Origin of the sequence: Niallia sp. Man26, assembly GCF_022049065.2 — a bacterium.
Lineage (GTDB): Bacteria > Bacillota > Bacilli > Bacillales > Cytobacillaceae > Niallia.
Window position 1 is genome coordinate 1,453,883 of sequence record NZ_CP095743.1, and the last position, 22,688, is coordinate 1,476,570.

The 22,688-nt window shown below is 40.5% G+C and carries 19 protein-coding genes; all 19 read left to right on the plus strand.

Annotated elements, in window-relative coordinates; translation table 11 throughout:
• The first annotated feature begins 66 nt into the window (after nucleotides 1-66).
• Nucleotides 67-792: a UMP kinase gene (gene pyrH / locus L8T27_RS07260; RefSeq protein ID WP_233314372.1), complete on the plus strand. Its 726-nt coding sequence runs from the start codon at nucleotides 67-69 to the stop codon at nucleotides 790-792.
• Entirely contained in the window at nucleotides 792-1,349 is a 558-nt protein-coding gene (frr, locus tag L8T27_RS07265; RefSeq protein WP_233314371.1) for a ribosome recycling factor, read from the plus strand. The genes pyrH and frr overlap by 1 nt, the downstream gene beginning before the upstream one ends.
• Nucleotides 1,350-1,846: 497 nt before the next feature.
• A complete protein-coding gene (locus L8T27_RS07270) occupies nucleotides 1,847-2,623 on the plus strand; it encodes an undecaprenyl pyrophosphate synthase (RefSeq protein WP_233314370.1) in 777 nt (258 codons plus the stop codon).
• Between the two features lie 16 nt (nucleotides 2,624-2,639).
• On the plus strand, nucleotides 2,640-3,434 hold the full coding sequence (locus tag L8T27_RS07275) for a phosphatidate cytidylyltransferase (protein ID WP_233314369.1): 795 nt from the start codon (nucleotides 2,640-2,642) through the stop codon (nucleotides 3,432-3,434).
• A gap of 74 nt (nucleotides 3,435-3,508) precedes the next feature.
• Nucleotides 3,509-4,651: a 1-deoxy-D-xylulose-5-phosphate reductoisomerase gene (gene dxr, locus L8T27_RS07280; RefSeq protein WP_233314368.1), complete on the plus strand. Its 1,143-nt coding sequence runs from the start codon at nucleotides 3,509-3,511 to the stop codon at nucleotides 4,649-4,651.
• Between the two features lie 15 nt (nucleotides 4,652-4,666).
• On the plus strand, nucleotides 4,667-5,935 hold the full coding sequence (gene rseP, locus L8T27_RS07285) for an RIP metalloprotease RseP (protein WP_233314367.1): 1,269 nt from the start codon (nucleotides 4,667-4,669) through the stop codon (nucleotides 5,933-5,935).
• 90 nt (nucleotides 5,936-6,025) lie between these two features.
• Nucleotides 6,026-7,723 (plus strand): proline--tRNA ligase, encoded by a 1,698-nt coding sequence (locus tag L8T27_RS07290; RefSeq protein ID WP_237941193.1) that lies wholly within the window; start codon nucleotides 6,026-6,028, stop codon nucleotides 7,721-7,723.
• A gap of 178 nt (nucleotides 7,724-7,901) precedes the next feature.
• Nucleotides 7,902-12,224: a PolC-type DNA polymerase III gene (locus L8T27_RS07295; protein ID WP_233314365.1), complete on the plus strand. Its 4,323-nt coding sequence runs from the start codon at nucleotides 7,902-7,904 to the stop codon at nucleotides 12,222-12,224.
• 285 nt (nucleotides 12,225-12,509) lie between these two features.
• Nucleotides 12,510-12,980 (plus strand): ribosome maturation factor RimP, encoded by a 471-nt coding sequence (rimP, locus tag L8T27_RS07300; protein WP_233314364.1) that lies wholly within the window; start codon nucleotides 12,510-12,512, stop codon nucleotides 12,978-12,980.
• 192 nt (nucleotides 12,981-13,172) lie between these two features.
• Nucleotides 13,173-14,303 (plus strand): transcription termination factor NusA, encoded by a 1,131-nt coding sequence (gene nusA / locus L8T27_RS07305; RefSeq protein ID WP_233314363.1) that lies wholly within the window; start codon nucleotides 13,173-13,175, stop codon nucleotides 14,301-14,303.
• A gap of 15 nt (nucleotides 14,304-14,318) precedes the next feature.
• Nucleotides 14,319-14,603 carry an RNase P modulator RnpM gene (gene rnpM, locus L8T27_RS07310; RefSeq protein ID WP_233314362.1) on the plus strand — a complete coding sequence of 95 codons (285 nt, stop codon included), beginning with the start codon at nucleotides 14,319-14,321 and terminating at the stop codon, nucleotides 14,601-14,603.
• A complete protein-coding gene (locus L8T27_RS07315; RefSeq protein ID WP_233314361.1) occupies nucleotides 14,600-14,902 on the plus strand; it encodes a YlxQ family RNA-binding protein in 303 nt (100 codons plus the stop codon). The genes rnpM and L8T27_RS07315 overlap by 4 nt, the downstream gene beginning before the upstream one ends.
• A 19-nt stretch (nucleotides 14,903-14,921) precedes the next feature.
• The gene (infB, locus tag L8T27_RS07320; protein ID WP_233314781.1) at nucleotides 14,922-17,093 is read left to right on the plus strand and encodes a translation initiation factor IF-2; all 2,172 of its coding nucleotides are present in this window, start codon (nucleotides 14,922-14,924) and stop codon (nucleotides 17,091-17,093) included.
• Nucleotides 17,090-17,371: a DUF503 domain-containing protein gene (locus L8T27_RS07325; RefSeq protein ID WP_233314360.1), complete on the plus strand. Its 282-nt coding sequence runs from the start codon at nucleotides 17,090-17,092 to the stop codon at nucleotides 17,369-17,371. Before infB ends, L8T27_RS07325 begins: the two co-directional genes overlap by 4 nt.
• Nucleotides 17,372-17,391: 20 nt before the next feature.
• Nucleotides 17,392-17,754 (plus strand): 30S ribosome-binding factor RbfA, encoded by a 363-nt coding sequence (gene rbfA / locus L8T27_RS07330; protein ID WP_233314359.1) that lies wholly within the window; start codon nucleotides 17,392-17,394, stop codon nucleotides 17,752-17,754.
• Nucleotides 17,755-17,890: 136 nt separating this feature from the next.
• Entirely contained in the window at nucleotides 17,891-18,805 is a 915-nt protein-coding gene (gene truB / locus L8T27_RS07335) for a tRNA pseudouridine(55) synthase TruB (RefSeq protein WP_237941194.1), read from the plus strand.
• 77 nt (nucleotides 18,806-18,882) lie between these two features.
• Entirely contained in the window at nucleotides 18,883-19,824 is a 942-nt protein-coding gene (gene ribF, locus L8T27_RS07340; protein ID WP_233314357.1) for a bifunctional riboflavin kinase/FAD synthetase, read from the plus strand.
• A 204-nt stretch (nucleotides 19,825-20,028) separates the two neighbouring features.
• Entirely contained in the window at nucleotides 20,029-20,298 is a 270-nt protein-coding gene (gene rpsO / locus L8T27_RS07345) for a 30S ribosomal protein S15 (RefSeq protein ID WP_101175791.1), read from the plus strand.
• Nucleotides 20,299-20,554: 256 nt separating this feature from the next.
• The gene (gene pnp / locus L8T27_RS07350) at nucleotides 20,555-22,675 is read left to right on the plus strand and encodes a polyribonucleotide nucleotidyltransferase (protein WP_233314356.1); all 2,121 of its coding nucleotides are present in this window, start codon (nucleotides 20,555-20,557) and stop codon (nucleotides 22,673-22,675) included.
• Nucleotides 22,676-22,688: the final 13 nt, after the last annotated feature.

A 22,688-nucleotide genomic window follows, 5' to 3' on the forward strand; every position in this document is an offset into this window, starting at 1 on the left:
AGTTTAAGAAGGGGAGCACATTGTGTTCCCTATTTTTAAAGACATTTAATACATACGGAGGTTTCCATGAGTAATCCAAAATATAAACGTGTTGTTCTAAAATTAAGCGGGGAAGCTTTAGCTGGCGAAGCTGGTTTTGGCATTAATCCTGCTGTCATCAAAAATGTAGCGGAGCAAGTGAAGGAAGTTGCTGAACTAGGTGTAGAAGCTGCCGTTGTAGTCGGCGGCGGGAATATTTGGAGAGGCAAAATCGGTGAGGAAATGGGCATGGACAGAGCAAATGCCGATTATATGGGAATGCTTGCCACTATCATGAACTCATTAGCCTTGCAGGACAGTTTAGAACAATTAGGTATTGAAACACGTGTACAAACATCAATTGATATGAGACAAATAGCTGAACCTTACATCAGAAGACGTGCGATTCGCCACCTAGAGAAAAAACGTGTTGTTATTTTCGCTGCAGGAACTGGAAATCCGTACTTCTCCACAGATACTACTGCTGCATTAAGAGCTGCTGAGATTGAAGCAGAAGTTATCTTGATGGCTAAAAACAATGTGGACGGAGTTTACTCTGCAGATCCTAGAGTAGATAAAAACGCAACTAAGTATGATCAGCTGACTTATTTTGATGTGATTAAAGATGGACTTGCTGTCATGGATTCAACTGCATCATCCCTATGTATGGATAACGATATTCCACTGATTGTATTCTCTATTATGGAAGAAGGCAATATTAAAAGAGCAGTTATGGGTGAAAAAATCGGAACATTAGTAAGGGGGAAAAAATAATGCCAAAACAAGTCATTTCAAGTACAAAGGAAAGAATGGATAAAGCAATCCAAAGCTATTCACGTGAACTTGCAAGCATCCGTGCAGGAAGAGCTAATGCAGCCCTTCTAGATCGCATCAATGTGGATTACTACGGAGCGCCAACACCAGTAAACCAACTAGCTGGAATCAGCGTGCCGGAAGCAAGACTGCTTGTCATTCAGCCTTACGATAAATCAATTCTAGGTGAAATCGAAAAAGCTATTCTAAAATCAGATATTGGGTTAAACCCAACGAATGATGGTAATATCATTCGCCTGACTATCCCAATGCTTACAGAAGAACGCCGTAAAGAACTGGTTAAAAACGTTAAAAAAGAATCAGAAGAAGCGAAAATCGCTATCCGTAACATCCGCAGAGATGGGAATGACGATTTGAAAAAGCTTGAAAAGAACGGTGAAATCACAGAAGATGCTTTGCGTGGTTACAGTGATGATATTCAAAAGCTTACAGATGATTACATTACAAAAGTGGATGCATTGACAAAAGAGAAAGAAAAAGAAATTCTAGAGGTATAATAGAAAGTTTGCTGCCAAAAAGGGAAGCGAATTTGAATTTACCAAAGCCTTTTTCACTCTTTCTCTCGCTAAGGAAGATATAATGCAGACTTTAATGGTTGCATGCCAGAGATGAATTCAATTAAGATTTCGTAACCTCTCGGGTAGCCAGTGCTTTCTCATCTTATTCCAGTAATAAGGTAGCGTTAAAGCTTCTGGGCAAGAGGGTGCGTAAAAGACCCTGTTTTATATGCCTGAATGATTGGTTAGGGCTTTGTCTAAACTAAAGAACCCTCTATTATTAGGGGGTTTTTCGCTTTATTATAAGCTATTTGTATTTTTGGTTGCTTATGCAGTCTAGTTTCCTATAAGATATAAAGGGAACATTGTAAGCCTACCCTCACTGTTTTTGCGCATACAAGGAATGTGGATGTTTTTCTACTTATATAAGAAAAAGCTAAAGTAACATAAGAAGGATATAATTGATGTGAGAGGATCTACTTTGGAGGAACAATAGTATGTTTAACAAATTAAGGTTATGGAAGACGGGGACCACTACTAATACTCTCCAAGACCAGATAAGCAAAATAAAGCAGCAGAAAGTTCCGGAGCATGTCGCTATCATAATGGACGGCAATGGCAGATGGGCTAAAAAAAGAAAGCTGCCAAGGATAGCTGGCCATCATGAAGGAATGAAATGTGTCAAACGCATTACGAAGATGGCTGATGATTTGGGGATAAAAGTTTTGACCCTATATGCCTTTTCAACAGAAAATTGGAAACGGCCGAAAACGGAAGTTGATTATATCATGTCACTGCCTGAACAGTTTTTAGGAACCTTCTTGCCGGAGTTAATTGAGAAGAATGTTCGCGTGACTGCCATTGGATATAAAGAAAAGCTTCCGGAACATACCTTAAAAGCATTGGATAATGCAGTGGAAAAAACAAAAAATAATACTGGCTTGAATTTGAATTTCGCTTTGAACTATGGGAGCAGATCGGAAATTCTTCAAGCGGTAAGCAACATCGTAAAAGATTGTCAAAACGGAAGTATGGAAGCAATGGACATTACAGAAGAAGTCTTTTCATCTTATTTGATGACAGGCGGACTGAATGATCCGGATTTGCTGATTCGCACAAGCGGCGAAATCCGTATAAGCAACTTTATGCTGTGGCAGCTTGCCTATACAGAGCTTTGGTTCACAGATGTCCTCTGGCCGGATTTCAAAGAGGAGCATTTAATCGAAGCTATTGAAGTATTCCAAAGTCGCCAGCGGCGTTTTGGAGGAGTCTAATAAGGGTTGTGAATGTATGAAACAGAGAACTATTACAGGAGTGATTGCGGCAGCTATTTTTATCCTGTTTATCTTGCTTGGCGACATGCCATTGGTGCTGTTTACATTTTTAATTGCGGCCATTGGTTTATACGAGCTGCTGAAGATGAGAAAGCTTCCGCTTTTATCTTTTAGCGGCATTCTTTCCTTGCTGGTGACATGGATATTTATATTGCCAGATCAATACAGCGGTTTTCTAGCACATTGGAACTTGTCAAAAACAGAAATAGGCTTGCTTGCCATCATGCTTTATTTAAGCTATATGGTTGCATCTAAAAACAAATTTACTTTTGATGATGTCGGCTTTTCCGTCCTTTCTGTCCTTTATATGGGTGTCGGTTTTCATTTTTTTGTGCAAATTTCAAATAATGATCTGACTATCCTCGTTTACTCATTATTTATTATTTGGGCGACAGATTCAGGTGCTTATTTTATTGGACGAGCTATCGGAAAAAGGAAGCTTTGGCCGGAAATTAGTCCGAATAAGACTGTTGAAGGCTTTATCGGAGGCATTGTTTGTGCCGTTATCGTTTCAGTTCTATTTTATGTGTTTGGCTACATAGAATGGTCTATAATACCGTTTATTACAATCATCTTGTCTATTTTTGGACAAATTGGTGATTTGGCAGAATCTGCGCTTAAACGCCATTACGGTGTTAAAGATTCTGGTAAGATTCTTCCGGGACATGGCGGCATCCTGGATCGTTTTGACAGTTTACTGTTTGTTTGGCCGCTGCTGTATTTTATTTTAGATATAGTAGGTAAAATATAATCAGCATTTAAGTTTGAAAAATGCTGTGAATTTACGAATGAAGAAATATAGCAACATGGTCTGGGAGTGAGACAGTGAAACATATCAGTTTATTAGGTGCAACTGGTTCGGTAGGAACACAGACGTTGGATGTCATAAGAGAACATCCCGATAGCTTTAAGCTTGTCGCCTTTTCTTCAGGCAGAAATATAGAGCTGACAAGGCAGATCATCGCAGAATTCCAGCCAGCATTAGTATCGGTTACTGAAAAGGAAGACTGCGACAAATTAAAGGTTGAGTTTGCTAATACCAAGTTTACGTTTGGTCAGGAAGGTTTGGTAGAGGTAGCAGTCTTTGACAAGGCGGACATACTGGTGAATGCTGTGCTTGGAAGTGTCGGTTTATACCCTACTTTACAGGCAATTGAAGCAAAAAAGACAATTGCAATTGCCAATAAAGAAACATTGGTGACAGCTGGTCACTTGGTGATGGAAGCAGCGAAAAAGAATAATGTTCCCATCCTCCCTGTTGATAGTGAACATTCAGCTATTTATCAATGCTTGCAAGGTGAAAAAGAAAAAAATATTGAACGCTTAATCATAACAGCCTCAGGCGGCAGCTTCCGTGATTTATCGAGAGCAGACCTGCAGCATGTGACAGTAGAGGATGCCCTAAAGCATCCAAATTGGTCAATGGGTGCGAAAATCACGATTGATTCTGCAACAATGATGAATAAAGGCTTGGAGGTTATCGAGGCATTTTGGTTATTTGCATTGCCTTATGATCAAATTGATGTCTTATTACATAAGGAAAGCATCATCCACTCTATGGTCGAATTCCATGACAGCAGTGTCATTGCTCAGCTTGGCACACCAGACATGAAAGTGCCTATTCAATACGCGCTGACATATCCGGACCGCCTTCCCCTTCGATCGTCAGAACGTCTCGATCTTGCAAAAATCGGGAAACTGCATTTTCAGGAGATGGATCTTGAACGGTTCCGCTGTCTGCATTTCGCGATTGAAGCGGGCAAAGCCGGCGGTACGCTGCCAACCGTTTTAAATGCTGCCAATGAAGTGGCTGTTTCCAGGTTCTTGAAAGGGGAAATCAGCTTCTTGCAAATTGAAGAGCTGATTGAAAGAGCGTTGAACAATCATCGTCTTATCGCTAATCCAAGCCTTGCCATTATCCAAGAGGTTGATCAAGAAACGAGAAAAATTGCAAGCACACTTCTATAAAAAGGTGGTTATATATTGTATACAGTAGTTGCTTTTATTATCATTTTTGGTGCGTTAGTGTTTTTTCATGAGCTCGGACACTTCGTATTTGCAAAAAGGGCAGGTATCCTGTGCCGTGAATTTGCAATTGGATTCGGTCCAAAAGTCTTTTCTCAAAAGAGAGGAGAAACAACGTATACCATTCGTCTTCTTCCATTAGGCGGATTTGTCCGCATGGCTGGGGAAGACGCTGAAATGATTGAAATTAAAGCAGGACATCGGATTGGGCTGCTTTTTGGCAAAGATGGATCAGTGGAGAAAATCATTCTTAATAACAAAGAAAAGTATCCGAATGCAAGAATAATTAATGTTGAAGCTGCCGACCTAGATCACGATTTAACGATCAAAGGTTATGCAGAAGATGATATGAATGAAGAGCTGCAAGTATTCCGAATTCATAGAGAAGCGGTTATCATCGAAAATGGCATTGAAACACAAATTGCGCCATATGATCGTCAATTCAATAGTAAAACTCTATGGCAACGCACATTGGCTATCTTTGCAGGGCCGATGATGAACTTTGTTCTAGCTTTCGTTGTGTTTGTTATCATTGCTTTAACACAAGGAATGCCTTCCAATGAGCCGAAGCTTGGCAAATTGACAGAGGATGGTGTGGCAATCACTGCAGGCTTAAAAGAAGGAGATACTGTATTAAGTATTGACGGACAATCTGTTTCTTCTTGGGAGGATGTTGTCTCTATCATTCAGAAGAGCCCAGGTGAAGAGCTGGAGTTCCTGCTTGTCCGAAACGGGCAGGAAATGACTGTTGACGTTACGCCTAAAGAAACGGAAGTGGAAGACGGAGAAAAGATCGGATTAGTTGGTGTATACAGCCCGATGGAAAAATCCCCGTTAAAAGCATTCCAATACGGTGTAACAGAAACCTATACATGGACGAAAACGATCATTGGAGCAGTCGGTAAACTGGTAACAGGACAATTCTCCATCGATGCGTTAAGCGGACCTGTGGGAATCTATAAATCAACGGATACGGTCGCTCAATCAGGTATATACTCATTGATGAGATGGGCGGCTATCTTGAGCATTAACTTAGGTATCATGAACTTGCTGCCGCTGCCGGCTCTTGACGGCGGAAGATTGATCTTCTTTGCTATTGAGGCAATCAGAGGCAAGCCGATTGACAGGCATAAAGAAGGAATTGTTCACTTTGTTGGCTTTGCATTGCTGATGCTGCTAATGATTGTGGTAACGTGGAACGATATTCAGCGTTTCTTCCTTAAATAATCAATTAGTTAATCTGTGAATGGGTGAGGAGAAAATAGACCTCACCTTCATTCGTGATTTGTTTGAAAATAAAAATAGAGGTGCTAAATAATGAAGCAAAGTAAAATGTTAATCCCGACTTTAAGGGAAGTGCCAGCAGACGCAGAAATTAAAAGCCATCAGCTGCTTTTGCGCGCAGGCTATATCAGGCAGAATGCGAGCGGAATATATTCTTATTTGCCATTAGCAAATAAAGTGCTGAAAAAGATTGAACAAATTATCCGTGAAGAAATGGATAATTCAGGATCAGTCGAGCTGCTAATGCCTGCTATGCAACAAGCAGAACTTTGGCAAGAGTCTGGCAGATGGTATTCTTACGGACCAGAATTAATGCGTCTAAATGACCGTAATAATCGTGAATTCGCCCTCGGTGCAACACATGAGGAAGTAATCACAAGCCTAATTAGGGATGAAATTAAATCATATAAGCGTTTGCCTTTATCTCTTTATCAAATTCAAACGAAATTCAGAGATGAAAAGAGACCAAGATTCGGGATTTTACGTGGCCGTGAGTTCATCATGAAGGATGCTTATTCCTTCCACAGCTCTCACGAAAGTCTTGGGGAAGTGTATGATGCAATCTTCCAGGCATATTGCAATATTTTTGAAAGATGCGGTTTGAACTACCGTGCTGTTATTGCAGACAGCGGCGCTATGGGCGGAAAAGATACGCATGAATTTATGGCACTTTCCGATGTTGGAGAGGATACAATCGCTTATTCAACAGAATCAAACTATGCAGCTAATATTGAAATGGCACCAGTGCTTGCTGTATATGAAAAAGAGGATACACCTCAAGGCGAGCTTGAGAAGGTAAAAACAGAAAACGTTAAAACAATCGAGCAAGTTTCAGCTTTCTTGAATGTTTCAGAAAATAAATGCATCAAATCACTTCTATTTAAAGTGGACGACAAGCATGTACTTGTATTAGTTCGCGGAGATCATGAAGTGAACGATATTAAATTGAAAAACTTGCTTGAAGCATCAACTGTCGAGCTTGCTGATGCGTCCGAAACAAAGAATATTCTAGGCTGCAGTGTTGGTTCACTCGGACCAATCGGCGTTAAAGATGTGGAAGTAATTGCAGATAATGCGGTTCAATATGTTGTTAATGGTGTTTGCGGAGCAAATGAAGAAGACTATCATTATACGAATGTAAACCCAGAAAGAGACTTTGCTGTAAGTCAATATGCTGATTTGCGCTTCATTCAAGAAGGGGATGTTTCTCCAGATGGAAAAGGTACAATCGTGTTTGCAAAAGGAATTGAAGTTGGTCATGTCTTTAAACTAGGAACTCGCTACAGTGAAGCAATGGGTGCGAGCTATCTGGATGAAAATGGCCGTTCTCAGTCTATCATCATGGGCTGCTACGGTATCGGTGTGTCTAGAACAATGGCTGCAATCGTTGAGCAATTTAATGATGAGAGAGGCATCGTTTGGCCAAAAGCAATCGCACCATTCGATCTGCATCTGATTACAGTTAATGCTAAGGACGAAGCTCAAACAGAATTGACAGACAAGCTATATAATAGCTTGAAGCAAAACCGTTATGATGTGCTTGTTGATGATCGTGCGGAAAGAGCGGGAGTAAAGTTTGCAGATTCTGATTTAATCGGTTTGCCAATTCGTATTACTGTCGGCAAAAAAGCGGCAGAAGGAATTGTAGAACTGAAAGAAAGAAGCAGCGGCGAGGTTCATGAGGTTCATGTTGATAATCTGCTTGAGACTCTTGCAAAGCTTTCCAACTAAGTTTTACAGCTACAGCGACAAGCTGTAGCTTTTTTTATGGTGTAAATAGGCTGCCAACCGTTCTTTAAATTGCCAACATTTAAGCAGCCTTTTATTCAATAAGAAAAAATAGATTATGATATAATGTAGCTTGGTAGAGCACCAATAAAAGAAATATAGAAAAGTAAGGGGAGAACAAATGGCAGAAATAGAAGGGAAATTGGAACGATTTCAATTGCTATTGCAGCAGCTTCAATTAACAGATGATGCGATTGTTACCCATTTTCGTAACGCTAAAATAGATAAAATAGTCATTGAAAGAAAAGCGAAAAAATGGCATTTCCATTTCGCGTTTGAAAGCATTATTCCTTATAACATTTATCAATTGTTCACAACTAAACTTGTCAGCAATTTCGAGCATATTGCAACAGTGACATTCAATATAAATGTTCAATCAAGCCTTGCTGATGAAATACTTATAAGGGATTATTGGTCTGCATGTATTGAACAAATGCAGGGAATTGCACCGCCGCTCATTAAATTGCTTAATGAACAAGTGCCGAAAATTCAAGGCAACAAGTTGACGATAACAGTCAATAACGAAATGGAAGGACTGGCTATTAAGCGCAAATATGCTGATTTAATTTCAAATGCTTATCAGTATTTTGGTTTTCCAGCTATGATGATCGATACAGAAGTGGCAACTCAAGAGACGAATGACGCATATGCCCAGTTCCTTGAAGCGAAAAGACTGGAAGATCAAGAAAGAGGAAAACAGGCCATGCTTGATATTCAGAAGATGGAGGCTGACAAAGAAGCTGGCGATGCGAGCATTCCATCAGGTCCGCTTACAATCGGCTTAACAATTAAGGATGACAGCGACTACCGCCGACTTGAGGAAATTGTCGATGAAGAAAGACGAGTGACAATTGAAGGATACGTGTTCTTCGCAGAGACGAAGGAGCTTCGCAGCGGCAGAACATTGCTGACATTCAAGATTACCGACTACACTAGCTCCATCATGGTGAAGATGTTCTCAAGAGACAAGGAGGATGCAGCGTTATTCCAGCTTGTTAAAAAAGGAATGTGGCTAAGGGCGCGAGGCAGCATTCAGAACGACACCTTTGTCAGAGACTTAGTGATGATCGGGAATGACTTAAATGAAATAAAGCCAGTCGAAAGACAGGACACAGCTAAAGAAGGCGAAAAAAGAGTCGAGCTTCATCTCCATACTCCAATGAGCCAAATGGATGCTGTTTCCTCTGTTGGCGCGCTTGTCGGCCAGGCGAAAAAATGGGGTCATAAAGCGATTGCTATAACCGATCACGCAGTTGCCCAATCCTTTCCGGAAGCCTTTGGTGCCGGAAAGAAAAATGGCGTGAAAATCCTTTACGGAGTCGAAGTGAATCTAGTCGATGACGGTGTGCCGATTGCATATAACGAAAAGGATCTGCATTTAGAAGATGCAACATATGTCGTGTTTGACGTAGAGACAACTGGGTTATCTGCTGTTTACAATACAATCATTGAATTGGCAGCGGTGAAGATTCATAACGGAGAAATTATCGACCGCTTTGAATCATTTGCAGACCCTCATCACAGATTGTCGGCAACAACCATTAATCTGACTGGAATTACAGATGATATGGTCCAAGGTGCGCCAGAGATTGGTATCGTCCTGCGCAAATTCAAAGACTGGGCTGGAGACAGCATACTTGTTGCTCACAACGCTTCCTTTGATGTCGGATTTATTAATGTCGGCTATCAAAAGGCTGGAATGCCAAAATCAGATAATCCTGTCATTGATACATTGGAACTAGGAAGATTTTTGTATCCAGAGATGAAAAACCATCGATTGAACACACTTGCGAAAAAGTTTGATATTGAACTGACACAGCATCACCGTGCCATTTACGATGCAGAAGCAACGGGATATTTAGTGTTGAAAATGTTGAAGGATGCACAGGAAAAAGGCATCACCAATCATAATCAGCTTAATGAGAATATGGGGCAAGGCAATGCCTATCAAAGAGCCCGTCCGTATCATTGCACACTGCTAGCCCAAAATGATGTTGGTTTGAAAAACCTATTCAAGCTAGTCTCAATTTCTCACTTGAATTATTTCTACCGTGTGCCGCGCATACCGCGTTCTGTCCTGCAAAAGCACAGAGAAGGATTGCTTGTCGGCTCGGGCTGTGATAAAGGAGAAGTATTTGAGGCAATGATGCAAAAAGCGCCGGAAGAAGTGGAAAGTGTGGCGCCGTTTTATGATTATCTGGAAGTAATGCCGAAAGAAGTATATGCCCATTTAATTGAAATGGAGCTAGTACAAAATGAAAAGGCCCTTGAAGAAATCATCGGAAATATCACAAAGCTCGGTGAGAAACTTGATATACCTGTTGTCGCAACAGGAAATGTCCATTACCAAAACCCGAACGACAAAATTTACAGACAAATACTCGTCGGTTCTCAAGGCGGAGCTAACCCGCTGAACAGGCATAAACTTCCTGATGTTCATTTCAGGACTACAAATGAAATGCTTGACGGCTTCCGCTTTTTAGGAGAAGACAAAGCAAAGGAAATCGTCGTTGCCAACAGCAATAAGATTGCCGATATGATAGATGAAATCAAGCCGATTAAAGATGACTTGTACACACCGAAAATTGAAGGCGCAGATGAAGAAATGCGCGAAATGAGCTACAGCATGGCCCGAAGAATATACGGGGACGAATTGCCAGAAATCGTAGAGGCAAGGCTAGAGAAAGAGCTGAAAAGTATTATCGGCCATGGATTCGCCGTTATCTACTTGATTTCTCATAAACTGGTGAAGAAATCATTGGATGATGGATACTTGGTAGGATCACGTGGATCTGTCGGATCATCCTTCGTTGCCACAATGACCGAAATCACAGAGGTTAATCCGCTTCCGCCTCATTACGTTTGTACAAGCTGTAAGCAATCAGAATTCTTCAATGACGGATCAGTCGGTTCAGGCTTTGATTTGCCAGATAAGGACTGCCCGAATTGTGGAATTAGATATAAAAAAGACGGACATGATATTCCGTTTGAAACCTTCCTTGGGTTTAAAGGGGATAAGGTACCTGATATAGATTTGAACTTTTCCGGGGAATACCAACCAAAAGCCCATAACTATACAAAGGTGCTGTTTGGTGAGGAATATGTTTACCGTGCAGGAACGATAGGTACTGTCGCAGATAAGACAGCTTACGGATATGTTAAGGCGTATCAGCAGGATAATAACCTGCAAATTAGAGGTGCGGAAATTGATCGGCTTGCATCAGGCTGTACTGGTGTAAAACGTACTACAGGTCAGCATCCAGGGGGAATTATCGTAGTACCTGATTATATGGATATTTACGACTTTTCACCTATTCAATTCCCGGCAGATGATAGAAATTCTGAATGGAAAACGACTCACTTTGACTTCCATTCCATTCATGATAACCTACTTAAGCTTGATATACTTGGACACGATGATCCGACTGTTATCAGGATGCTACAGGATTTGAGCGGGATTGATCCGAAAACCATTCCGACAGATGATCCGGAAGTAATGAAAATCTTCAGCGGTACGGAGTCACTTGGTGTTACAGCGGAACAGATTAATTGCAAAACAGGTACTTTTGGAATACCAGAGTTCGGAACTAAATTCGTCCGACAAATGCTTGAGGATACAAAACCAACTACATTCTCAGAGCTTGTCCAAATCTCTGGACTTTCACATGGTACAGACGTTTGGCTCGGCAATGCACAAGAGCTTATCCACAATAATATCTGTAACCTGAGTGAAGTTATCGGCTGTCGTGATGACATCATGGTTTACCTGATATACCAAGGTTTAGACCCGGCATTTGCCTTTAAAATCATGGAAAGTGTCCGTAAAGGTAAAGGTCTAACTGATGAGATGGAAGAGGAAATGCGTAAAAATGAAGTGCCGGAATGGTACATTGATTCTTGTAAAAAGATAAAATATATGTTCCCGAAGGCGCATGCTGCGGCTTACGTCCTCATGGCCGTAAGGATTGCCTATTTTAAAGTGCATCTTCCGCTTCTTTACTATGCAGCATACTTCACAGTTAGAGCAGAAGATTTTGATGTAGACGCCATGGTGAAAGGCGCCCAAAGCATTAAAGCAGTTATAGATGAAATCAGCGGCAAAGGTCTTGATGCATCTACTAAGGAGAAAAACTTGCTTACAGTTATGGAGCTTGCTTTCGAAATGGTAGAGCGAGGATTCTCTTTCCAAAAAGTCGATTTATATAAATCAAGTGCTTCTGAATTCATTATTGAAGGAAATACTCTTATTCCGCCGTTTAACAGTATTCCAGGCCTTGGAACAAATGCGGCATTGAATATTGTGCGTTCAAGACAAGACGGCGAGTTTCTGTCTAAAGAAGATTTGCAACAGCGCGGAAAAGTGTCTAAAACTATCATGGAGTACTTGGATAACCATGGCTGCTTAGCTGACATGCCGGACCAAAACCAGCTGTCACTATTCTAAGACAGTTTGTTAATTTAGGGAAAAGGCAGGCGGAGCCTTGCTGTATCAGAGTTCTATTTGCATAAATAGTGCGGTTATGGTATAGTTTAGTTGGAAATACTAAAGATAACTTTCGCGAATGGAGAGTGGGGCAACCCACTCTTTCCTATTGTACGCACCTTTTTACGGGTGGTATTTTCTATTTGGAAAGCGAAAAATTATTAAACAGGTTAGACAAGAAAAGCATGCTTGAACAGTCTGCATTCTTGCCTCAATAATTGTTCCTTGCTTAAGGAGGGAAAAAGTTTGAGCAAAGTAACAGGGATAGTCGAAGAAATGGTTAACCCAATATTAGAAGATCTTAACTTAGAACTAGTTGACATTGAGTATGTAAAAGAAGGTCCTAACTACTTTTTGCGCGTCTTCATTGATAAGGACAATGGTGTAGATATTGATGAGTGTGCTGCGGTCAGCGAAAAGCTAAGCGAAAAACTGGATGAACTGGATCCGATTCCAGAAAACTATTTCCTAGAGGTTTCTTCTCCTGGTGCCGAAAGACCTTTGAAGAAGGATAAGGATTTCCAAAAGGCAATTGGGAAAAATGTACATATTAAAACATATGAACCGATTGACAACGAAAAAACCTTTGAAGGAATCCTTACAGGTTTTGATGGCAATGTTGTCACAGTAGAAGTGAAAATCAAAACTAGAAAAAAAACCATTGAAATTCCTTATGAGAAAGTTGCTAAAGCTAGGCTTGCAGTGAGCTTCTCGTAAGAAATACGAAGTGCTTTGGCAAAATTTTATAGCAAAGCACTTTTGCACTTATTTTATTTTTGCGTCAAGCCCTTAAACCTTCGACACTTAATAGTCAGGCCCGACTTCTAGTACTGACTCGTAAGTTGTTTGGTTTGGTCAAAGGGCTTCCGCTCTATATTTTCCGTTGAGGTTAAAGGGGGATACACTCTCATGAGCAGTGAATTAGTAGATGCTCTTGTATTGCTTGAGAAAGAAAAAGGAATTTCGCGTGATGTAATTATTGAGGCTATTGAAGCCGCACTTATTTCTGCATACCGCCGAAACTTCAATCAAGCACAAAATGTTCGCATAGATTTAAATTTAGGTTCAGGTACAATGCGTGTATTTGCACGTAAAGAAGTGGTGGATGAAGTTTTTGATCCGCGTTTGGAAATTTCATTGGAGGATGCTCAAAAGGTAAATCCAAACTATGAAGTGGAAGATGTCGTGGAACTGGAAGTGACTCCAAAGGACTTCGGCCGAATTGCTGCGCAAACAGCTAAACAAGTTGTTACACAGCGTGTTCGTGAAGCGGAAAGAGGAATCATCTATTCGGAATTCATCGACCGTGAAGAAGATATTATGACAGGTATTGTTCAGCGCCAAGACAGCAAGTTCATTTACGTGAGCTTAGGAAAAATCGAAGCGATTCTACCTGCAAATGAGCAGATGCCAAATGAATTTTACAAGCCTCATGATCGTATTAAAGTATTTTTGACGAAAGTTGAAAAAACAACAAAAGGTCCACAAATTTATGTGTCTAGAACACATCCTGGCTTGCTAAAAAGATTGTTTGAAATGGAAGTTCCAGAAATCTATGACGGCACTGTAGAAATTAAGTCTGTTGCTCGTGAAGCTGGTGACAGATCTAAAATCTCTGTACACTCTGAAAATGAAGAAGTAGATCCAGTAGGTTCATGTGTTGGCCCTAAGGGAACTCGTGTTCAGACAATTGTTAATGAACTTAAAGGGGAAAAAATCGATATCGTCCAATGGTCGCAAGATCCAAAGGTGTTTGTTGCTAATGCTCTAAGCCCATCTAAAGTGTTGGAAGTAATTGTAGATGAGGAAGAAAAAGCAACAACTGTTATCGTTCCTGATTATCAGCTTTCATTAGCAATCGGAAAAAGAGGTCAAAACGCTCGCCTTGCTGCTAAGCTGACTGGCTGGAAGATTGACATCAAATCTGAAACAGATGCAAGAGAAGCTGGGATTTATCCAACTGAAGCTTCGCTGTTAACGTTTGATGACAATGATGAGGAAGAAGAGGATTTTCGCTTAAACAGTGAAGATTTAGATTGATTGGGGTGAATGAGTGTGAACAGCAGAAAAAAAGTACCAATGCGCAAATGTGTTGCTACAGGTGAAATGAGACCAAAAAAAGAACTAGTTCGCATCGTTCGCTCGAAGGAAGGTCTAGTATCTGTTGATTTAACTGGAAAGAAATCAGGACGCGGAGCATATCTTTCTAAGGATAAAGAAGCAGTGCTTTTAGCCAAGAAAAAGAATATTCTAGGAAATCAGCTTGACGTTGCAATTGAAGATTCTGTATACGACGAGCTGCTTGATTTAATAGAGAAGGAGCAAGGACAATCCAAATGAACAATAATCAATGGATGTCATTACTTGGCTTAGCATATCGAGCGCGGAAAATTACCTCTGGTGAGGAACTTACCGTAAAAGAAATTAGAAGCGGAAATGCAAAACTAATATTATTGTCGGAAGATGCTTCACAAAACACGGCCAAAAAAATAATGGACAAGTGCCATTCCTATAAAGTGCCGTTTAAAATGGTACCTAACCGGGAAGTGCTTGGACAGTCAATAGGCAAAGAAGCAAGAGTGGTTGTCGCTGTTTTGGATAATGGATTTGCAAAAAAACTTTTAACGCTGCTCGATTAATTCTTGCGGGGGTGAAATGATGAGTAAAATGCGAGTTTACGAATACGCAAAAAAATTCAACATATCAAGTAAAGATGTTATTACAAAGCTGAAAGACATGAATGTAGAAGTCTCGAATCATATGACAACACTAGAAGAGGAAGCAGTAAAAAAATTGGATAGTATTTATAATAAAAGTACAGAAGCGATACAAAATAACAATAAGAATGCTGTATCAAAAAATATAGCAGAAACTTATGAAGAAGAAAGTGATGCAATGGCTGAAAAAGGAAAAACAACTCAAACTAAAACTAATAATACAAAACCAGGTTTCAACAAACCAAAAGGCAACAACAACAACAATAATAACAATAAAAACAGAAATAACAACAACAATCGCAAGGGGAAACAAGGTCAAGCTCCAGCAGCTCCTCCAGCTCCTAAAAAAGAAAAAGAACTGCCAACAAAAATTACGTTCAGTGATTCATTAACAGTTGCAGAACTTGCAAAAAAACTGCATCGTGAACCTTCTGAAATCATCAAAAAATTATTCATGCTTGGTGTAATGGCTACGATCAACCAAGATCTTGACAAAGATTCCATTGAACTAATTGCTGGAGATTATGGTGTAGAAGTAGAAGAAGAAATTAAAATTGATACAACTGATCTTGAAGTGTATTTTGGTGATGACGAAGAAGCTGCTTTAATCGAACGTCCATCTGTTGTTACAATCATGGGTCACGTTGACCATGGTAAAACAACATTGCTTGACAGTATCCGTAACACGAAAGTGACTGCAGGTGAAGCAGGCGGTATTACACAGCATATCGGTGCATACCAAATTGAAGAGAACGGTAAAAAAATTACCTTCCTTGATACACCAGGACATGCTGCGTTTACAACAATGCGTGCACGCGGTGCTAAAATTACGGATATCACAATCCTTGTTGTTGCAGCTGACGACGGAGTAATGCCTCAAACAGTTGAAGCAATTAACCATGCGAAAGCGGCTGAAGTGCCAATTATCGTAGCTGTAAACAAAATGGATAAACCGACTGCAAACCCAGACAGAGTTATGCAGGAACTGACAGAACATGGATTAGTACCAGAAGCTTGGGGTGGAGATACTATTTTTGTACCGCTATCTGCATTAACTGGTGAAGGTATTGATACACTTCTTGAAATGATTCTTCTTGTAGGGGAAGTAGAAGAGTACAAGGCTAATCCAGATCGCAATGCTGTTGGTACAGTTATTGAGGCAGAGTTGGATAAAGGTAAAGGTTCTGTTGCGACATTATTAGTCCAGAACGGAACATTAAACATCGGTGATCCAATCGTTGTCGGAAACACATTTGGCCGTGTCCGTGCAATGGTAAATGATCTTGGCCGTCGTGTTAAAACTGCAGGTCCATCTACTCCTGTTGAAATCACGGGATTAAATGAAGTACCGCAAGCTGGTGACCGCTTCGTTGTATTTAAAGACGAAAAAACGGCACGCCAAATTGGTGAAGCACGTTCTTCTATAGCAATTCAGGCACAGAGATCTGAAAAGGCAAGAATCAGCCTTGATAACTTATTCGAACATATGAAACAAGGCGAAATGAAAGACTTGAACATCGTACTAAAAGCAGACGTTCAAGGTTCAGCTGAGGCGCTAGCAGCAGCACTTTACAAAATCGAAGTTGAAGGTGTAAATGTTAAAATCATCCATACTGGTGTCGGTGCTATTAACGAATCTGACATTACGCTAGCAGCTGCTTCTAATGCGATTGTTATCGGCTTTAACGTAAGACCAGATGTCAACGCGAAAAGAGCTGCAGATGCCGAAGCAGTAGATGTGCGCTTACACCGCATTATCTATAAAGTAATTGAAGAGATTGAAGCGGCGATGAAAGGTATGCTTGATCCTGAGTTCGAAGAGAAAGTTATCGGTCAGGCTGAAGTTCGCCAAACATTCAAAGTTTCAAAAATCGGTACGATTGCTGGTTCTTATATAACTGATGGAAAAATTACAAGAGACAGCGGTATCCGCATCATCAGAGATGGCATTGTTATCTTTGAAGGAGAAGTTGATGCGCTGAAACGTTTCAAAGATGATGCAAAAGAGGTTTCTCAAGGGTATGAATGTGGTATCACTATTAAGAACTTCAATGATATGAAAGAAGGAGACATCATTGAAGCTTATGTAATGCAAGAAATTGAGCGCAAATGATTGTCGGTCTTCTGACAGTTGAGTGCATCATTTATGATGCTCATTCGCTCAAGGAGAAGCGCGCTGTACTCCAGCGAATTATGGATCGCTTGAAACAAAAATTTAATATAGCTGTTTCGGAGGTTGACTTCCAGGATATGTGGCAGCGGACAGAGCTCGCCGTTGTAACGGTAGCATCTGTCAAGGTTGCAGCAGAAAGAGAGCTTCAGAATGCTTTGAAGCTGATCGATTCATTTCCGGAAATTGAAGCTTCGACGACAGCTATAGAATGGCTTTAATAGAACGAGGTGAGAATGTTATGAGCCTTAGACCCAACCGTGTTGGCGAACAAATGAAAAAAGAGCTTGGCGAGATCATTACGAGAAAGATTAAAGATCCTCGTATTGGCTTCGTTACAGTTACAGATGTTCAAGTAACAGGTGACCTGCAGCAGGCAACTGTATACATTTCCGTATTGGGAGATCAAGAACAACGCGAAAATACCCTAAAAGGGCTGGCAAAAGCAAAAGGATTTATACGTTCTGAAATTGGACAAAGAATTCGCTTGCGCAAAACGCCAGAGATTACTTTTGAATTTGATGAGTCTATTGATTACGGAAACAGAATCGATACATTGCTTCATCAAATAGCAAGAGAATCGGAATCAGAATCAGATAAATAAGAAAGCTGTTAAATAATTTTAGCAGCAAGTATGACTCCTATTTTCATCTGTCTTAAAAGCAAAGAGGGTATTCCTCTTTGTTTTTGAAACAATAGACAATAGGAGTCATTTTGTTTAACAGAAAGGGTTGGAAAATATGGAGGGCATTTTGCCATTATGGAAGCCGAAGGGCATGACATCACACGACTGTGTGTTTAAGCTTCGCAAAATATTGCGCATGAAAAAAATCGGTCATACAGGGACATTGGATCCTGATGTTACAGGTGTTCTACCGATTTGCTTAGGAAGGGCGACTAAGGTTGCTGAATACATAACAGATGCAGGTAAATCGTATGAAGGGGAAGTAACCATCGGATACTCCACAACAACAGAAGACAGCTCAGGCGACAAGGTCGAGGAAAAAGTCGTGACAGGTTCCATTACAAGGGAACAAGTGGAGGAAGTACTCCGTTCACTGACAGGTGTAATTAAACAAACTCCACCGATGTTTTCAGCTGTGAAAGTCAATGGGAAAAGGCTCTACGAGTATGCGAGACAGGGAATAGAAGTAGAGCGGCCAACACGGGAAGTGACAATCTACAAGATAGAACTGCTTGATGAGTGCGAGTCACTGTCCGGTGAGCAAGTTTCCTTCCGCTTTAAAGTGGATTGCAGCAAAGGGACATATATTCGAACATTAGCAGTTATGATTGGAGAGAAGCTCGGTTACCCTGCTCATATGTCGGATCTATCAAGAACCCGTTCGGCCACAATGACTTTGTCCGATTGTCTTACCTTTGAGCAGATTGAAGAAGCGCAAAGTAAAGGGCTTTTAGAGCAAAGCTTGAGACCGATTGAGGATGCGCTCAGTTATTTGCCGAAATATGAAATAAATGATACATTAGCTATGAGAGTCCGCAACGGTGCAGTGCTTGAAGCGCCGCCCGAGCTCCTCCAAACGGAAGGGCCAATTGCTGTGTTTACGGAAAGTGGTGAAGCTATAGCGATTTATGTGCATCATCCTTCCAAACAAGGAATGATAAAGCCTTCAAAAATTTTAAAGGTTTTGTAAATAGACTGTAGCGTTGTCGGTATAAGGACAGGCATAAGAAAAATAAATTTCAGGTGCTAGAAAAAGGTGAGTCAAGTTTGAGAGTAGTGAGAATAGATAATATAGAAAATATGCATTCTATGGAAATTCCTTCACTGGTTATGGCTTTGGGCTACTTTGACGGAGTCCATCTTGGCCATCAGAAGGTCATCGGGGAAGCTAAAAAAATTGCCGGCGAATTGGGATTGAAGACTGGAGTTATGACCTTTGATCCCCATCCGTCTCTAGTGTTGTCAAAAGAAAAGAAACAAATCGGTCTGATTACGTCACTGGAAACGAAAATTGCTGAGATGGAGAAGCTTGGTGTTGATTACTTATTTATCGTCCATTTCACAAAAGAGTTTGCCGGATTGCATCCGCAAAGCTTTGTTGATCAATATTTGGTGGATCTTAATGTTAAGCATGTTGTTTGCGGGTTTGATTATACGTATGGAATGAAAGCAGCAGGCACTTCCGAAACATTGGCTCTTCATGGCCGTGAGCGGTTTGGGACAACAATAATCAGCAAGGAGACCTTTGAAGGGGAGAAGGTTAGCTCAACCTTAATCAGATCCTATATAAATGCTGGAGATATGGAAAAGGTTCCAAAGCTCCTTGGCCGTTTCTACACAAACCACGGTAAAGTCATTCACGGCGACAAGCGGGGCAGAACTATTGGTTTCCCAACAGCGAACGTCAAGACTGGGGACGAGGAAATCATTCCTCCACAAGGCGTATATGCTGTGAAAGTGAATGTTGGCGAGAAATGGTATAATGGCGTCTGTAATGTGGGAACGAAGCCGACATTCCATCCTGGCAAGACTGTTCAATCCGTCGAAGCGCATATTTTCGAGTTTAATCAAGATATTTATGATCAGATTATTACCATTGAATGGCATATGCGGATAAGAAGCGAGAAGAAATTTAACGGCATTCAAGAGCTTGTTGAGCAAATTGAAAGAGATAAGCAGACAGCAATTGCTTACTTTGCTAATCTATAATGTTTAAAAATAACTAGGATTGGCAATGATAGTGACAGGTATCCCAATCCTAAAAAATTAATAGATGATTTTCTTGCTTTTTTTATGAAAAAAGGTTATTCTTATAAACGTACTAAAAACAACCTTTGCTTGGCAAAATCGAATCACCAACGTTTTGCTCAGTAAATGGGGATTAGTGTAATAGGATATAGGAGGTGAAACAGGATGGCAATCACTCAAGAACGTAAAAACGAACTTATCAATGAGTACAAAACGCATGAGAACGATACTGGATCTCCAGAAGTTCAAATCGCTGTCCTTACTGAGTCTATTAACAACCTGAATGATCATTTACGTACACACAAAAAAGATCATCACTCACGTCGTGGTCTTTTGAAAATGGTAGGTAGACGTCGTAATCTACTAACTTACCTACGTAATAAAGACGTTCAACGTTACCGTGTTTTAATCAACAAACTTGGTCTACGTAGATAGTATTAAAAAGCGGGATACTTGTTCCCGCTTTTTTATTGTGCAAGAAGACAACTATAACTATTGACATATATACTTGATAACTAATGAATAGATTACATAATTGTTGGTGGACACTGACTTTTGACATAAACGAATTTAACTGAAATAATATGTAATAAGTATTTTGGTAATGATAAAAAATATCCATGTAGGTTTAGGTAGCACTAAAATAACCAAAACCTCTAACAAGTGAAATGAGTAGAGAGGGGTTTTTAGAATGGGACAAGATAAACATGTCTATTCAATGGACTGGGCAGGCAGGAAGCTCTCAGTCGAAATCGGCCAATTGGCAAAACAAGCAAACGGCGCAGCATTGGTGCGTTACGGGGATACAGCAGTTCTAAGTACAGCAACTGCATCAAAAGAACCAAAGAATTTAGACTTCTTTCCTTTAACAGTTAACTATGAAGAGCGTCTGTATGCTGTTGGTAAAATCCCAGGCGGTTTTATTAAAAGAGAAGGCAGACCAAGTGAAAGAGCAATCTTGGCGAGCCGTTTAATCGATAGACCAATCCGTCCGCTATTTGCTGATGGTTTCCGTAACGAAGTACAGGTTGTCAGCCTTGTAATGAGTGTGGATCAAGATTGCACGTCGGAGATGGCGGCAATGTTCGGATCTTCCTTGGCATTATCTGTATCTGATATACCGTTCGGAGGACCGATTGCAGGCGTATATGTCGGCAGAATTGACGGCGAATTCATCATCAATCCAACAGTGGAACAAGCAGAAAAAAGCGATATTACGCTTGCTGTTGCAGGAACTAAGGATGCCATTAACATGGTTGAAGCAGGCGCTTTAGAAGTACCTGAAGAAGTGATGCTTGAAGCAATCATGTTTGGACATAACGAAATTAAAAAGCTAATTGAATTCCAAGAAAAGATCGTATCCGAAATCGGTAAAGAAAAAGTAGATGTAGTTCTTTATGAGTTGGACAAGGATATTGAAGCAGAAGTTCGCGGACTATGCGAAAAAGAAATGCTTGATGCGATCAGAGTTCAAGAAAAGCATGCTCGTGAAGCAGCTATTAGAGAAGTGAAAAATTCTGTTGTTGCGAAATATGAAACAGAAGAAGCAGATGAAGACAAGCTGAAACAAGTAAAGCAAATTCTTGATAAACTTGTTAAAAATGAAGTTCGTCGTCTCATCACAGAAGATAAAGTAAGACCTGATGGACGTGGACTTGAAGAGATTCGCCCACTGTCATCAGAAGTTGACCTTCTTCCACGTACACATGGATCAGGCTTGTTTACTCGCGGACAAACTCAAGCGCTCAGCATTTGTACTTTAGGAGCATTAGGTGATGTGCAAATCTTGGACGGCCTTGGTGTCGAAGAAGAAAAACGCTTTATGCATCATTATAACTTCCCTAACTTCAGCGTTGGTGAAACAGGGCCAATGCGCGGACCTGGACGTCGTGAAATCGGACATGGAGCACTTGGTGAAAGAGCATTGGAACCAATTATTCCATCTGAGAAGGATTTCCCTTATACAATCCGTCTAGTATCAGAAGTGTTGGAATCTAATGGTTCTACATCCCAAGCAAGTATCTGTGCAAGCACGCTTGCAATGATGGATGCTGGTGTTCCGATTAAAGCTCCGGTTGCAGGTATTGCAATGGGTCTTATTGCATCAGGCGAACATTACAGTATCTTAACAGATATTCAAGGCATGGAAGACCATCTTGGAGATATGGACTTTAAAGTAGCAGGTACAGCAAAAGGTGTTACAGCATTGCAGATGGATATTAAGATTGAAGGACTTTCAAGACAAATTCTTGAAGAGGCTTTGCAACAGGCAAAAATCGGCCGTATGCAAATCCTTGAATCAATGCTTGCAACAATCCAAACACCAAGAGAAGAACTGTCCACATATGCACCAAAAATATTAATGATGACAATTAATCCAGATAAAATCCGTGATGTTATTGGGCCAAGCGGTAAACAAATCAATAAAATCATTGAAGAAACTGGCGTAAAAATTGACATTGAACAAGATGGAACAGTGTTTATCTCTTCAGTGGATGATGAAATGAACAAAAAGGCGAAAGCGATTATCGAAGATATTGTCCGTGAAGTTGTTGTCGGTCAAATGTATCTTGGTAAAGTAAAACGAATTGAAAAATTCGGAGCATTTGTAGAAATCTTCAACGGTAAAGATGGACTAGTTCATATTTCTGAACTTGCAGAAGAAAGAATCGGTAAGGTCGAAGATGTTGTTGCGATCGGTGACGAAATTCTTGTTAAAGTAACAGAAATTGATAAACAGGGCAGAGTAAATCTTTCCCGCAAAGCTGTACTGAAGGAACAAAAAGAACAAGCAGAAGATGCAACAAAATAATTTTTTAAAATGA

Excerpts from the sequence above, each read along its gene's own strand:
- pyrH (WP_233314372.1), top strand. The coding sequence starts at position 67 with ATGAGTAATCCAAAATATAAACGTGTTGTTCTAAAATTAAGCGGGGAA.
- frr (WP_233314371.1), top strand. The coding sequence starts at position 792 with ATGCCAAAACAAGTCATTTCAAGTACAAAGGAAAGAATGGATAAAGCA.
- L8T27_RS07270 (WP_233314370.1), top strand. The coding sequence starts at position 1,847 with ATGTTTAACAAATTAAGGTTATGGAAGACGGGGACCACTACTAATACT.
- L8T27_RS07275 (WP_233314369.1), top strand. The coding sequence starts at position 2,640 with ATGAAACAGAGAACTATTACAGGAGTGATTGCGGCAGCTATTTTTATC.
- L8T27_RS07290 (WP_237941193.1), top strand. The coding sequence starts at position 6,026 with ATGAAGCAAAGTAAAATGTTAATCCCGACTTTAAGGGAAGTGCCAGCA.
- L8T27_RS07295 (WP_233314365.1), top strand. The coding sequence starts at position 7,902 with ATGGCAGAAATAGAAGGGAAATTGGAACGATTTCAATTGCTATTGCAG.
- nusA (WP_233314363.1), top strand. The coding sequence starts at position 13,173 with ATGAGCAGTGAATTAGTAGATGCTCTTGTATTGCTTGAGAAAGAAAAA.
- L8T27_RS07315 (WP_233314361.1), top strand. The coding sequence starts at position 14,600 with ATGAACAATAATCAATGGATGTCATTACTTGGCTTAGCATATCGAGCG.
- infB (WP_233314781.1), top strand. The coding sequence starts at position 14,922 with ATGAGTAAAATGCGAGTTTACGAATACGCAAAAAAATTCAACATATCA.
- L8T27_RS07325 (WP_233314360.1), top strand. The coding sequence starts at position 17,090 with ATGATTGTCGGTCTTCTGACAGTTGAGTGCATCATTTATGATGCTCAT.
- rbfA (WP_233314359.1), top strand. The coding sequence starts at position 17,392 with ATGAGCCTTAGACCCAACCGTGTTGGCGAACAAATGAAAAAAGAGCTT.
- truB (WP_237941194.1), top strand. The coding sequence starts at position 17,891 with ATGGAGGGCATTTTGCCATTATGGAAGCCGAAGGGCATGACATCACAC.
- rpsO (WP_101175791.1), top strand. The coding sequence starts at position 20,029 with ATGGCAATCACTCAAGAACGTAAAAACGAACTTATCAATGAGTACAAA.
- pnp (WP_233314356.1), top strand. The coding sequence starts at position 20,555 with ATGGGACAAGATAAACATGTCTATTCAATGGACTGGGCAGGCAGGAAG.